A 13,636-nucleotide genomic window follows, 5' to 3' on the forward strand; every position below is an offset into this window, starting at 1 on the left:
GGATCAGTTTCCCCGGACAGGCATCGTGGAAGCGGCGGCGACGACCGAAGCCGGGGCCGTCCCGGCCGCCGCCGGTTCGCCGGTCACCGGCACGGTTCCGGCGTTCATCGCCGGCGTCGCCGGCCCCGCCGGGCGCTCGTTCGACAGCGTCGCCTGTGACTTGCCCGAACGCAGCACGATCGCGCGCGGCACGTCGTCGACGACGATGGTGCGGCCACGCACGGAATAGTTCACCGCGCCCTCCTCGCCTTTCTCGTTCAGCACGAGGATCGCGGGGACTTCGCTTTTTTCGCCCCACAGCAGGTACGTCGCGTTGCCGTCGTCGTAGATGCGCGCCGGCAGGATCCGGCTATCGCCCTTGGGCCGCCAAGCGAAGTTCAGCGCCGCCGGGTCCACCGGGGTCTCACCCGGATTGCCGCCCAGCGCCGCCTGCTCGGCCGGCGTCAGCGCGGCGAGCGTGGCACCGTCGGCCTTGGGCTTGGGCACGTCGCGATAGGTGAAGCGCAGCAGGTACACCGGCCTTGCCTTGGGCGAGGCGACGAGATCGAAGAAGTAGGTGTGGCGATCGGTCACTACGGTCATGTTGGTGCGCGCGCCGCTCTCGATCGGCTTGACGAACAGCACGTCGGCCCGCTTGTTGGGCGTGATCTGCCATGCCGCGCTGTCGCCGACCGCGACGTTCTCGATCGCTTCGCCAGCGCCGAAGGTGATCGTCGCCTGCACGCCGGTACGGCCATCGATCCGCACCACCTCGTTCTCGGTGTACATATGCTGGACCAGACGATCGTCGCCATGGGAACCGGGGGCGGCCGCAGCCGGAAGCGCGCTCATGGAAACGAGGGCGGTGGCGGCGAGGAAGAGGCCGCGGATCATCGTATCATCTCCTTTGGCGGGCGCCCCGATGAGCCCCTGCCGATATCGTTGGAAGCGCGAAAGCGGCTGCCGATGCCCTTGGCGCGGCTGGCGCCGCCGGGGGCGAGCGGCGCGATGCCGCCGCCGCTGATTTGGGTGACGTGGGTGGGGCGCTCACCCGAACGACCGCCGCCGTCCTGCGGCTGAACCATCTCGACCGGCATGCCGATCGCGGCGGTGAGCGCGGCCCGGCGCGAGGACTGCGCCGCCGCATCGCTCGCCGCCATGGAAGTACCATGGGCGGGCGCGAGCGCCGCAGCCTGCGCGGCCGCACCGGCAAGGCCGGCGTCCCTGTCCGACTTGCCGAGGCCGAAGACCTGCCAGCCCGAAACCATCGTGCCGGCAACCTTGAACACCATCACCATCAGCGCACAGTGCACGGCCGCCACCAGGAACAGCGCCATCGCCGCACGGCCATCGATATCGACGAGGTTGCTCGAGAGCGAGCGCACGATCGGCACCAGCAGTTCCAGGGTAATGCTGCCGCCCAGCACGACGAACAGCGGCGTGATCGCGGTCAGCACCACGCCGCGCAGCCAGCCGGCGGTGAGGCCGCGCGTGCCGTTGAACAGGGCCATCACGACGAAGATCGGGCCGAGCGCCATCAGCACCGCAAGCGCGATCCGCGCGGTCAGCAGCATGCCCACGGTGCCGAGCAGCAGCAACAGCCCGCCCATCCACATGACGCTTTCGGGCGTGAACGGGCCTTGCGCCGATCCGGCGGCGGCGGCGGCGGCGCCGGCGACTTGCCCGGCGGCCTGGGCGCCGCTTGGCTGGCCGGCGCTGGCGCTGTCGGCGATTGCGCCGAAGATCAGGTCGATACGGTCGCCGAAGATCTGCGTCGCCGATCCGCTCGTGCCGGTCAGCAGCGAGGCGATCCAGTCGGGACCGCCGACCGCCAGGTTCCACATCACGCCCTGGTAGGCGATCCAGCTGGTCGCGAACGTGAGCACCAGCCCCAGCGTCAGCATGCGCGGCGTCAGTGCCGAGATGCCCAACGTCGAGCGCCCGGTCAGCAGCGAGATCGCGAAGAAGGCAATGTAGAGCGTCAGCAGGATCGTGAGCACCGGCCCCATCGCCCCGTGCGCGCCGAACAGGCGACCGAACGCGGCGGCGGTGGTCTCACCCGCAATGCAGTCGACCGCGCGAAGCGCAGGCCCGACGCCGGCGGAGGCCACCTGGGTGAGTTGATCGCAGGCGCTGGCCATTATTCGGCAGCCTCGGACCACAAGGCGACATCCTCGGCGTCATCGGGCCATTCCATGCCGGTGAGGACGGGGAACCACGCCGACGGCGCATCGCCATAACGCTCGCGTAGCTGGTCGAGCTTGCGCACGGTGCTTTCGCGGCCGGACAGGACGGTCAGCACCTCGGGCATGCCCGATAGGTCGAGCCGGACGACGACCGAGGCGTCCGACTGGCGGATCAGGAAGCAGCGCGACTGCGCGGGCAGCGTGCGGATGACGTCGAGCTCATGCTTGGACAGGCCGAACCCTTCGCAGTAATCCTCGGGCCGCGCGCGGGCGTTCGGCATGAACAGCATCGTCGCGGTCTGCTCGACCAACGCGGTGGCGATCTTGCTGTCCAGCGCGTCGCGCGCCGACTGCGTGGCGAACCCGACCAGCGCGTTCCTTTTGCGCAGGGTCTTGAGCCAATCGCGGATGCGCGCGGCGAAGATCTCGTCGTCGAGCGCCTTCCAGCCCTCGTCGATCAGGATCATCGTCGGTTCACCGTCGAGGCGCTCCTCAATGCGGTGGAACAGGTACATCATCGTCGGCGTGCGCAGGCGCGGGCTTTCCAGCAGCGCGGTCATGTCGAAGCCGAGCTTGCGCGCGGACAGGTCGAGCTTGTCGACCGCGTTGTCGAACAACCAGCCATGCTCCCCGCCGACGAGCCAGGCGTCGAGGCGCGAGGCGAGGTCGCCCGCTTCAGGGCGGCGCGAGCCGGCGAGCAGCTCGCGGAAATGCGAGAGGCGGCGCAGCGAGGGATCGTTGTGGTAGGCCGCGTCGACCGCGCCGGCGATCGTCGCCAGTTCCTCAGGGCCATGCGCCTGCAGCAGCACACCGAGCCAGTCACGCAGGAACGCGCGGTTGGTGGCGGTGTCGGGCAGCGACAGCGGGTTGAAGCCGCTCGGCTGGCCCGACGCGATGCGGCTGTAGTTGCCGCCGATGCCGCGGATGAACACTTCGGCGCCGCGATCCTTGTCGAACAGGATCATGCGCGGATCGTACTTCTGCGCTTGGGCGGCGAGAAAGTTCATCACCACCGTCTTGCCCGAACCCGAGGGGCCGATGACGGTGAAATTGCCGAGGTCGCCCTGGTGGAAGTTGAAGAAGAACGGCGTCTGGCTGGTGGTGGCGAGCAGCGTCACCGCCTCGCCCCAGTGGTTGCCGCTCGCCTGCCCCATGGCGAAGCCGTGAAGCGAGCCGAAGCAAGCCATGTTGGCGCTGGAGATCAGCGCGCGGCGCACGATGAAGCTCTCGTTGCCGGGCATCTGGCCCCAGAATGCGGGCTCGAGGTTGACGTCCTCGCGCACTGCGACCGCACCGGCATCGGCCAAGGCGGCAGTGCACAGCGCGGTGGCTTCATCCAGTTGGTCGAGACTGGGCGCGCGCACCAGCACCGAGAGGTGGTGATCGCCAAAGCCGACCGCGCCGGTGCCCAGCGCATCGCGGGCCGAGGTCATCTCGCGGCGCTCGGCCAAGGCTTCCTCGTCGGCGGACTTGAGGCGACGGATGGACAAGTCGATCCGCTCACGTGCGACCTGGCGGTCGGCGGGGGCGTATGTCTCGGTCAGCACCATCTCGCACCCCAGGCGCAGCAGCGGGTCGGTGAGGCCCGGCGCGGTGGAGTCCGGGTAATCCTTGAGGCTGACCAGCGAGCCGAAGCTCAGGCCTTCGGGCTTGCGCAATTCGAGCGCGTCCATGCCGAAGTTGATGCGGTGATACGGCAGCATGTGGCCGATGTCGGTATCATCCGCCGGGCGGCGCACCGGGCGCATCTCGCCGTTGTAGAGCGCGCTGAGCAATTCCAGCACTTCGGAGCAGCGTCCGGCCTGGCTCTCGTAATCGCCAAGCAGCCGCGCACCATAGGCGCCCAGCGAGGCGGTCATGGCGCTGGCGGCGGCACGCAGAGCGCGTATGTCGCCGACGTCTGCCTTGACCGGGCCAGTCCCGCTGCGCTTCATCATGCGCGAAAGCCTGTCGGCCCAGCCCGCCTTGCCGCGCGCGGGACGACGCACCAGCGTGACGAACTGATCGTTGACGAACAGCGCGCCCGAGCTGGTCCGCTGGCGCCAGCGCGCGTCGATGTGCGCGGTCAGCGGGTCGGAGAACTGGCTCTCCATCTCGATCTCGACCCGGCGGCGGATCACGTGATGGTACAGCACGAACCGCGCATCGAGCGAGGAGCGCAGCAGCACCTCGCGCGTGGCGGCATGGGCGTTGAGTTCGTCGGTGTCGGCGGTCTCGAACGCGAAGCCGGGCACCATCAGCGCGCACATCACCGATCCATCGCGCAGCAGCACGACGTTGTCGTCCACCAGCGAGAGGTACGGCAGGCGGTCGCCCGCCATGGCTTCCTTCTTGCCCCAGGCTTTGAGTTGCTTGGCCATGACCGATCCTCTCGCGCTCAAGGCGCGTAGCTGTTGCAGCCCCAGCGCGACCAATTGGGTACGCGCGGGCACTTGCTGACTTTGGCGATCCACAGATCGAACACCCGCGGCTCGCGCAGGCAGGCGAGATAGCCGACACCGTGCATGGCGGCCGCCGCCGGCAGCGCCCAGAAGCTCTTGGTGATGAGGAACACTTCCGTCGTCACCGCCGCGTTGATGATGAAATAGCTGTACGTCACGCCCGCGAACATCTGCGGACGGGTCAGCGCACGGTGCACGGTGTAGCGAGCCAAGGCCATCAGCCCACCGCCGCCGACTGGATGCCGGACACGATCGCGCCCGCGCCGAACAGCACGAAGCAGCCGACGATCACCGTCGCCCCGAAACGCCAGTTCATCCGGCCTGTCAGCATCATGAAACCCACCGCGGCAACGGCCATCACGGCCACCGCCGTCGCCACGTTACCAAGGAGCGTGCCTTGCAACCAGCCTAGCGCGGCCACGATCGGGCCGCTTCCCGCCGGATCGGGCGCGGCAACCGCCTGTGCGTGCGCGGCATCCGACAGAGCGAGTGCGGCGGCGATCACGATAGGCTGGGAGAGGCGAAGAAATGTCGTCGTTTGCATCTTTTCCGTCCGAATCATGCGGTAAAGCCATTCTGCACATTCTTGGTGTCACATGGGTGACCCACCTACCTAGGTGTGCGCGCGAACGACGGTCCATCGGTCACCTTTGCGTCAGCGGTATGACGGCGCCGCCGACCATGCCCCCGCCCGGCGTGTGGCGCGGATGCTGCACATCGGGACAGACATGAAAGTGTCATGCAACTGCCAGCAAACTGTCATCGCCCCGCTCTAGAGGCCGCGCAGCAGCAGACACGATTGTCCGCCCAGCACCGTTTTCCAGGGGGTATTTCTTGCGATGATCCGTTCCACAACATTCCGTTCGTGGCTCATGATCGGAGGCGCTTCGCTGGCGCTGACCGCCACGCCTTCGCTGGCCGCCACGGCCGACGCCCCCGCAGCCGCAGCTGCCGCGGATGAAGCTGCCGCCGGCGCCGAGGCGGATCCCAACGGTCGCGATTCCACCGGCCTGACCGACATCGTCGTCACCGCCACCAAGCGCGAGACGAACCTGCAGTCGACCCCGATCGCGATCTCGGTGCTGAGCCAGGAAGACTTCAAGAAGCGCCACGTCCAGAGCCTCTACGACCTGGCCGACGGCGGCATCCCGTCGCTCCGCATCGCCACGTTCGAGGCGCGCCAGTCCGCACTCACCATCGGCATCCGCGGCATCGTGCCGCTCGACGCCAACCAGCCCGCGCGCGAACAGGGCGTCGGCATCTATGTCGACGGCGTGTATCTGGGCCGCCAGCACGGCCTCAACGCCGCGCTGTTCGACGTCGCGCGCATCGAAGTCCTCAAGGGCCCGCAAGGCACCCTGTTCGGCCGCAACACCGAAGGCGGCGCACTCTCGATCGTGTCGGCACAGCCGACCGGCGAGTTCGGCGGCCGCATCAGCGGCGGCGTGGGCAACTATGGTTCGAACACCATCGACGCGCACGTCAACCTGCCAGAGTTCTACGGCATCAGCCTGAAGATCGACGGCGTGAAGCAGAAGCAGGGTCCGACCACCAAGAACCCGCTCGCAGGCGAGGCCGGCTTCAACCAGTACGATCGCCAGGGCCTGCGCGTCTCGGCCCGCTGGAAGATCACGCCCGACATCACCAACGACTTCTCGTACGATGTCGCCAAGGATGAGAACACGCCGTTCTACAGCCAGTTGCTGAATTACAACCCCAACAACTGCGTCAACGGACCCATCGCCAACTCGCCCAACTGCACCCTGCCCGGCGCGCCCTACACCACGCTGACCGGTGGCCCGGTCAAGCCGCTGCTGCCCGGCGTCGTCGTCAATGGCGACAGCCGCCAGAAGGTCGCCGACATCGGCGTGCCGCAGCGCGTCAGCACCGACAAGACGCACGGCTTCACCAACAACCTGCGCTGGACGATCTCACCCGAGATCGAGCTGCGTTCGATCACCGCCTGGCGCGGCGTCGATGTCGACCAGTACGACAACTCGGGCGGCGCGCACCGCGTGCCGGTGGTCAACCTGACCGCCGCCTGCACCCAGGCCGCACCCTGCGCCTTCAGCCGCTACAGCCTCGCCGGGCTGCGCCAGCGCCAGTTCAGCCAGGAACTGCAGGCCGTCGGCACGGTCGGCACCGTCGATTACGTCGCGGGCCTGTTCTACTTTAACGAACATGTCAGCGATGACGCGGCGACCCCGAACTCGAACGGCGTTTACCTCAACGCCGCCGGCCAGCCGGTCTATACGATCCTCGATCCGTTCCGCGGTTCGGGCGGCTTCGGCTCACAGCCGGGCTTCCGCTCGATCGATCGCGCTTCGGAAGTGCGGTCCAAGAGCTATGCTGCTTACGGCCAGGCAACCTGGAACGCCACCGACGCGCTGCACCTGACCGTCGGCGCGCGCTATACCGAAGACAAGAAGCGCGGCGACCTGCTGTTCTTCCGCAACGTCAATTACGGACTGGCGAGCAACGCCGCGATCGTCGCCGGAAACGGCTACACCCCGCTCGACAAGAAGTGGCACCGCTTCAACCCGATGGCGACGCTCGCCTATGACGTGAACGCCGATGTTCACGTCTATGCCAAGTATGCCACCGGCTACCGCGCCGGCGGCGCCAGCTCGCGCACCGCGAACTACCAGGCGTTCGATCCCGAGGACGTGAAGTCCTACGAAGTGGGCCTGAAGGCGGACTTCTGGGATCGAAAGGCGCGCCTGAACCTGGCCGGCTACATCATGGACCGCAAGGACAGCCAGATCGACATCAGCTACATCCAGCCCGCTGGCGGCAGCAACGTCAACGTCCTGCGCACCATCAACGCCGAGGGCACGACCAAGATCCGCGGTATCGAAGCCGACCTGACGCTGCGCCCGACCGAGGGCCTGACGCTGGGCGCTTCCTACGCCTACACCTACACCAAGGTGCCGCTGGTGCCGATCTCGTTCACGGTCGGCGCGGTGACCTCGACGCCGGTGCTGCAGCAGTTCTACATCCCGTTCACCCCGCGCAACGCGGCGAGCGGCTCGCTAGACTACGAATTGCCGCTGGGCTTCAACGACGCCTCGCTCAAGTTCCATGCCGACGCGAACTACTCGCAGGCAACACAGGCGTTCGACCAGTTCCAGGACAAGGCCGAGAAGTCCTTCCTGGTCAACGCCCGCCTGTCGGTGGCGGACATCCAGATGGGCCAGGGTGGCCAGCGGGTGACCGTCTCGGTCTGGGGTCGCAACGTGTTCAACGAACAGTACATCTTCCGCCGCGACCCGTCGAACAGCCTGCCGGGCACGCCGACCACCAGCCTGACCAACGGCTCGATCGCCAACGTGCTGGGCGACTACGGCAACTTCAACGCACCGCGCACGTTCGGCGTAGAAGCCACCGTCAACTTCTGAGTTCCACCCTGGGGAGGTGTACCCTCGCCTTCCCGAATGACGCCTCAAGGCCCGGCCGCAATCATGCGCGCCGGGCTTTTTTTTTGCATGCGAAGAGCGGGTGGGCAAACGGATGCGCCCGCCGGCGAGCGCGGGGTTACGCCAGGGGAAACACACGGCGGACGTTGCGGCCGGCGCGGGGTGCCTGGCACGACAGGCTTGGCTCACGTTCCATCTCGCGACCGGCCGACGGGGGAAGCGCGTAAGCGGACCGTCAACTCGACCTTCTTGTCATGCGATGCCCCGGCGGCGAAAGGTTCGCAAAACGCCGCCGGTTTGAACGATCGGGAGAGCCTGCGGGCGTACCGCCGGATGCCGGTCGTCATGCAGTCGCATCGGGTGCAGGCGCCCGTCTGTGAAGCGCCGGCCGCACGGTGCGGGTCAGTTGGCGTCAGCTACACACCACCCGCACCCGCCGTTTACCGGATCAGGCCGAGACCTGCTCCAGTGCCGCAGCATATAACCTAATGGGTTCGCTTTGTCAAGCGCGGTCGAAGACGTAGCCCAGCGATCGTACGGTGCGCAGCGGGTTGCCCGCCCCCGCCGCCTTGAGCGCGCGGCGCAGGCGGCCGATCCACACGTCGACCGTACGCTCGTCGATCGCGGGCTCCTGCTTGCCCAGCGCGCTGATCAATTGCGTGCGGGTGAAGACACGCCCGGGATGCTCGACGAAATAGCGCAGCAGGCGAAATTCGTTGGGCATCAGCGCGATGGCGCGGTCTCGCCAGCGCGCCTGATAAGCCGGAATGTCGATCACCAGTTCGCCAAGAGCGACGTTACGACCGTTCGCCTCGGCCGGCTCGGCTCCATGCCCGGACAGCACCCGATCGAGCAAGGCGGTGCGGGTCAGCGGGCCGACGATGTAATCGTCCGCGCCGGTGCGCAAGGCGCGCTTGCGGTCTTCGCGATCGTCTTCTTCGAGCACGATGGTGACATGCGCGGATGCGGTGTGCGGATCGCAGCGCAGCCGCCGGCAGAGTTCGAGCCCCGACATATCGGGCAACACCCAGTCGACGAAGGCCCACAGCGCGCCATCGATCAAGGGCAACTGCGCTGACGTCGCCCAGCGATGCAGGACAAGTTCGAGGTCGCCATGGCGGAATGGTGCGAAACCGCCCTCCAGCTCACCCGTCAGCAGGATGTCGATGCGCTGCATTGTCGTTGCACTACCCTCGCCACATGCCGGTACGACGCACCTCTGGCGCCGTTTTATGACGGGCGGGTGACAGATCGACGACGCCGGGGCCGATGCCGGATCCAGCCCGCGCCCATCAGACCGCAGTGTCATCGAAGTGACCGCGAAACGTCATCGCGGCGCCACCCGAACGCCGTAATCGTCGAGGTCGCAGCAAAGGAGATCGCCCCCGTGCAGACCCCGACGCAAACTGCCGCCGCCAGCCTGCTGACCCGCTTCGCCCCGCTTGCCGACCCGTCCGCCAAAGGGAAGATCCCCGATTGGCTCGACTTGCCGGACCCCAAGTCGTTCCGGCCCAAGCGCAAGTACCGCACCGTGTGGATCTCCGACGTGCACCTGGGCACCAAGGGCTGCAACGCCGAGATGCTGGTCGATTTCCTGCGCTCGATCGAATGCCAGACGCTGTACCTCGTCGGCGACATCGTCGACGGCTGGCGCCTGCGCAAGGGCTGGTACTGGCCCGACGCGCACAACGAAGTCGTGCGTCGCATCCTCAAGATGGCGCATCGCGGCACCCGCGTGGTGTTCATCGCCGGCAACCACGACGAGATGCTGCGCGACTATGCCGGGATGAGCTTCGGCGGGGTCGAGCTGGTGCTCGAAGCCATCCACGAGACCGCCGATGGCCGCAAGCTGCTGGTGACGCATGGCGACGCCTTCGACGGCGTGGTGCTCTATGCCCGCTGGCTCGCCTTCCTGGGCGACAAGGCATACGGCCTGCTGCTGCGCGCCAACATCGTGTTCAACGCGATACGCCGCCGGTTCAAGCTGCCGTACTGGTCGCTGTCCGCCTACATGAAAAAGAAGGTCAAGAACGCGGTGGCGTTCGTCTCCAGCTACGAGGAGGCGGTGGCGCAGGAAGCGATCGCGCGCGGGCTGGACGGCGTCGTCTGCGGCCACATCCACTGCGCCGAGATCCGCGAGTTCGGCGGCATCACGTATTACAACGATGGCGACTGGGTCGAAAGCTGCACCGCGCTGACCGAGGACGCGATGGGCGCCATCGTCATCGTCGACTGGGCGGCGGAAAAGGCGGCCGAGGCTTCGGTGCGCTTCGAACGGGAAGCCGAGGCCGGGGCGAGCGCGTGAACCTCGCGATCGCCACCGACGCCTGGACGCCGCAGGTCAATGGTGTCGTCCGGTCGCTCTCGACCACCCTCGCCGTGCTGCGCACGCGCGGTCACGCCGTCGAGGTGATCGCGCCGGATCGCTTCCTGACGGTGCCGATGCCGGGCTACCCCTCGATCCGGGTGGCGATGGCCCCCCGGTTCGGCGTGCGCCGGATGCTCGATGCCATGGCGCCCGAACTGGTGCACATCGCCACCGAAGGACCGATCGGCTGGGCCGCGCGTGGCTGGTGCCTGTCGCGCGGGGTGCCGTTCACTTCGGCCTTCCACACGCGCTTTCCCGAATACGCGGCGGTGCGCACCGGCATCAGCGCCGAGCGGTTCTGGCCGATCATGCGCCGCTTTCATGCGCCCAGCAGCGCGGTGCTGGTTTCCACCCGAAGTCTGGCGGCCGAACTCGAACGCCGCGGCATCGGGCCGACGATGGCCTGGAGCCGGGGTATCGACGACCGGCTGTTCCGGCCCGAAGGCGCCCGCCACCCGGCGATGGCGCGCCTCACCGGCCCCGTGTTGCTCAACGTCGGCCGGGTCGCCGCCGAAAAGAACCTCGCCGCGTTCCTCGACGCCGACGTGCCCGGAACCAAGGTCGTCGTCGGCGATGGGCCCGCGCTGGCCGGCTTGCAGCGCAAGTATCCACGCGCGGTGTTCCTGGGCGCACTCTCGGGCGAGGCCCTGGCGAGCGCGTATCGCGCGGCGGACTGCTTCGTGTTTCCCAGCCGCACCGACACCTTCGGGCTGGTGGTGATCGAGGCGCTGGCCTGCGGCGTGCCCGTGGCGGCCTATCCGGTCACCGGTCCGCTCGATATTCTGGGCCGTGACGGACGCGGCGAGCCTGCCCTGCCACAGGCCGCCGGGGCGATCGACGAGAGCCTGGAGCGCGCCATCGACGGGGCGCTGGCGATCGATCGCGGCGCTGCGGCCAGTCTCGGCTCGCGCTTCTCGTGGGATCGCGCGACCGACCAGTTCGAACAGGCGCTGACCTTCGCGCTGAACGGCAGCGCCCGCAGGCGCGCGGCCTAGCGGAAACCCAGGCTGCGCGAAATCGCCGCCGCCTCGGTCTGCACCATGCGGGCAAGCTCGGCCAGGCGGCCTTGCGTGCGGGTGCTGGGCGCGGCGATCACCAGCGCACCGACGATGCCGCCCGCCGCATCCCGGATGATCGCGGCGGTGCCGGTCACACCGTCCGCCGCCTGATCCACCGTCTGCGCATAACCGACCTGCCGCGCCGCTTCGATGGCGGCCGTCAAGTCCGGCAGGGCGGTATCGGTGGCGGGGGTGAATCGCTCGGGCCGCACGCGCTTGAGGTAAAGCGCTACCGCTTCGGGCGAACAAGTCGCCAGCAAGGCCCGCCCACCGGCGGTGGCGTAAAGCGGCCGCCGGTCGCCGGTCGCGACCGCATATCGCACGGCATGGCGGCTCTCGACCATGTCGACGTAAGTAAGCTGGTCGCCCTCGATATCGCCCACCGCCAGCAGCACAGTCTCCTGCGCGCGCTCCGCCAGCCGCCGCATGCCGTCGCGGATGAGATCGGACGAGTGCAACCGTCGGCGTGCCTCGGTGATCGCGCTGGCCAACCCGAACGCACCTGGACCCAATCGCCAGGCACCGTCCGCGGGCGAGACGAAGTCCTCCTCCGCCAGCCCGCGCAACAGCGCGGCAAGGCTGCTCTTGGGCGTATCGAGCCGGCGGCTGAGATCGGCCAGCGACAGCGGGTCGGCACTGGCGCACAGCGCTTCGAGCAGGCGGATGACGCGCGTCACCGACTGCGGCGACCCGGCGCGGCGCTCTTCTGCAGTGTTGGCGGTATCGTCGATCAAAGGCGGGCCCCGGCTGAAGTCACCCGCATAGATGAGGTTGGCGCGGGCTGGAAGCCTTGCCCTGCCTTCGTCGGCGCGGGCGTCTAGCTCACGTCCATCGCATAGCCCGCAGCGCGAACGGTGCGGATCGGGTCTTCGTCCAGCGGGCGGTTGATCGCCTTGCGCAGGCGGCGGATGTGGACGTCGACGGTGCGCTCGTCGATGTCGGAGTCCATGCCCCACACGCCGTCGAGGATCTGCTGGCGCGACAGCACCCGGCTGGGGCGCTCCATGAAGTAGCGCAGCAGCTTGAACTCGGTGGGGCCGAGGTGCAGCGCCTCGCCATCGCGGCGGACGCGATGGCTGGTGGGGTCAAGCTCGATGTCGCCGAACACCAGGTTGTCGCCGTTGAGCGAGGGGCGTGAGCGGCGCAGCAGCGCTTCGACGCGGGCCATCAGCTCGCGTGGGGAAAACGGTTTGGTTACATAGTCATCAGCGCCGGTCTTGAGGCCGCGGATGCGATCCTCCTCCTCGCCGCGCGCGGTCAGCATGACGATGGGGATCTTGGCGGTCTCGCGGTCCTTGCGCAGCTGGCGGCACACCTCGATGCCGGGCACCTGCTCGATCATCCAGTCGAGGATGATGGCGTCGGGCATCTGCTCGCGCACCATCAGCAGCGCTTCCTCGCCGTCGCCGGTGGAGCGCACGTCGTAGCCCTCGGCGGACAGGTTCCACGAGAGCAGCTCGCACAAGGCGCGGTCGTCTTCGACGACGAGAACGCTGGGGTTCATACCGCGGTTTCCTTGTTGTCGCGCTCGGAGCAGTATTCGCCAGTGGCGGCGTAGTAGACCATCTCGGCGACGTTGGTGGCGTGGTCGCCGATGCGTTCGAGGTTGCGCGCGACGAAAAGCAGCTGCGCGGCGCTGGTGATCGTCTGCGGGTTTTCCATCATGTGGGTCACCAGCGAGCGGAACAGGGTGTTGTAGAACTGGTCCAGCTTCTCGTCGCGGCGGATCACCTCGACGGCAAGCTGGGGGTCGCGCGCGCCGAAGGCGTTGAGCACGTCGCGGACCATGCCTTGCGCGATCTCGGCCATGGCGGGCACCAGCGTGATTGGCTCGACCTTGGCGCGGCCTTCCATCTCGTTGACGCGCTTGGCGATGTTCTTGGCGTAGTCGCCGATACGCTCGAGCACGCCGGAGATCTTCAGCGCGGCGATCACGTCGCGCAAGTCGTCCGCCATCGGCGCGCGCAGGGCGATCGTGCGCACGGCGAGGCGATCGACCTCGGCCTCCAGCGCATCGAGCCGGGCATCGGCGGCGACGACCTGACGTGCGAGATCATCGTCATGGCGGGTCAGCGCATCGATGGAATCGCGGATCGCCACTTCGGCGAGGCCACCCATTTCAGCGATGAGTCCGCGCAACTGGCTGATTTCGCTGTCGAAGCTCTTGACGGTGTGATCGACCATGTCA

The 13,636-nt window shown here is 67.8% G+C and carries 12 protein-coding genes; 3 read left to right on the top strand and 9 right to left on the bottom strand.

Annotation, left to right across the window (positions count from 1 at the left end; genetic code table 11):
• Nucleotides 1-3: 3 nt before the first annotated feature.
• The 5 genes from ACXJ1Z_RS03630 to ACXJ1Z_RS03650 are packed head-to-tail and all read right to left on the bottom strand — an operon-like array spanning nucleotide 4 to nucleotide 5,150.
• Nucleotides 4-873: a TrbG/VirB9 family P-type conjugative transfer protein gene (locus ACXJ1Z_RS03630; protein ID WP_463779596.1), complete on the bottom strand. Its 870-nt coding sequence runs from the start codon at nucleotides 871-873 to the stop codon at nucleotides 4-6.
• Nucleotides 870-2,120, bottom strand: a complete 1,251-nt coding sequence (locus ACXJ1Z_RS03635; protein WP_463779598.1) for a TrbL/VirB6 family protein — start codon at nucleotides 2,118-2,120, stop codon at nucleotides 870-872. Before ACXJ1Z_RS03635 ends, ACXJ1Z_RS03630 begins: the two co-directional genes overlap by 4 nt.
• The gene (locus ACXJ1Z_RS03640) at nucleotides 2,120-4,525 is read right to left on the bottom strand and encodes a VirB4 family type IV secretion/conjugal transfer ATPase (protein WP_463779600.1); all 2,406 of its coding nucleotides are present in this window, start codon (nucleotides 4,523-4,525) and stop codon (nucleotides 2,120-2,122) included. Before ACXJ1Z_RS03640 ends, ACXJ1Z_RS03635 begins: the two co-directional genes overlap by 1 nt.
• Nucleotides 4,526-4,542: 17 nt before the next feature.
• Nucleotides 4,543-4,824, bottom strand: a complete 282-nt coding sequence (locus ACXJ1Z_RS03645) for a VirB3 family type IV secretion system protein (RefSeq protein ID WP_463779601.1) — start codon at nucleotides 4,822-4,824, stop codon at nucleotides 4,543-4,545.
• A complete protein-coding gene (locus ACXJ1Z_RS03650; protein ID WP_463779603.1) occupies nucleotides 4,824-5,150 on the bottom strand; it encodes a TrbC/VirB2 family protein in 327 nt (108 codons plus the stop codon). The genes ACXJ1Z_RS03645 and ACXJ1Z_RS03650 overlap by 1 nt, the downstream gene beginning before the upstream one ends.
• 295 nt (nucleotides 5,151-5,445) lie before the next feature.
• Between ACXJ1Z_RS03650 and ACXJ1Z_RS03655 the strand changes: the two genes are divergently transcribed.
• Nucleotides 5,446-8,004 carry a TonB-dependent receptor gene (locus tag ACXJ1Z_RS03655; protein WP_463779604.1) on the top strand — a complete coding sequence of 853 codons (2,559 nt, stop codon included), beginning with the start codon at nucleotides 5,446-5,448 and terminating at the stop codon, nucleotides 8,002-8,004.
• 520 nt (nucleotides 8,005-8,524) lie between these two features.
• Here the strand turns inward: ACXJ1Z_RS03655 and ACXJ1Z_RS03660 are convergent.
• A complete protein-coding gene (locus ACXJ1Z_RS03660) occupies nucleotides 8,525-9,199 on the bottom strand; it encodes a response regulator transcription factor (RefSeq protein ID WP_463779605.1) in 675 nt (224 codons plus the stop codon).
• Between the two features lie 291 nt (nucleotides 9,200-9,490).
• Between ACXJ1Z_RS03660 and ACXJ1Z_RS03665 the strand changes: the two genes are divergently transcribed.
• Both ACXJ1Z_RS03665 and ACXJ1Z_RS03670 read left to right on the top strand, forming a co-directional pair.
• The gene (locus ACXJ1Z_RS03665; RefSeq protein ID WP_463781162.1) at nucleotides 9,491-10,327 is read left to right on the top strand and encodes a UDP-2,3-diacylglucosamine diphosphatase; all 837 of its coding nucleotides are present in this window, start codon (nucleotides 9,491-9,493) and stop codon (nucleotides 10,325-10,327) included.
• Nucleotides 10,324-11,385 (top strand): glycosyltransferase family 4 protein, encoded by a 1,062-nt coding sequence (locus tag ACXJ1Z_RS03670; RefSeq protein ID WP_463779606.1) that lies wholly within the window; start codon nucleotides 10,324-10,326, stop codon nucleotides 11,383-11,385. Before ACXJ1Z_RS03665 ends, ACXJ1Z_RS03670 begins: the two co-directional genes overlap by 4 nt.
• Here the strand turns inward: ACXJ1Z_RS03670 and ACXJ1Z_RS03675 are convergent.
• From ACXJ1Z_RS03675 to phoU, 3 genes are all read right to left on the bottom strand, one after another.
• Complete coding sequence (locus ACXJ1Z_RS03675; RefSeq protein WP_463779608.1) at nucleotides 11,382-12,182, bottom strand: IclR family transcriptional regulator; 801 nt, start codon at nucleotides 12,180-12,182, stop codon at nucleotides 11,382-11,384. The two genes, ACXJ1Z_RS03670 and ACXJ1Z_RS03675, sit on opposite strands and share 4 nt — an antisense overlap.
• 83 nt (nucleotides 12,183-12,265) lie before the next feature.
• Nucleotides 12,266-12,952, bottom strand: coding sequence for a phosphate regulon transcriptional regulator PhoB (gene phoB / locus ACXJ1Z_RS03680; RefSeq protein WP_463779610.1), 687 nt, complete (start codon nucleotides 12,950-12,952; stop codon nucleotides 12,266-12,268).
• On the bottom strand, nucleotides 12,949-13,632 hold the full coding sequence (gene phoU, locus ACXJ1Z_RS03685) for a phosphate signaling complex protein PhoU (protein ID WP_463779611.1): 684 nt from the start codon (nucleotides 13,630-13,632) through the stop codon (nucleotides 12,949-12,951). The genes phoB and phoU overlap by 4 nt, the downstream gene beginning before the upstream one ends.
• Between the last annotated feature and the right edge of the window lie 4 nt (nucleotides 13,633-13,636).

The organism is Novosphingobium sp. TK46 (assembly GCF_055361525.1).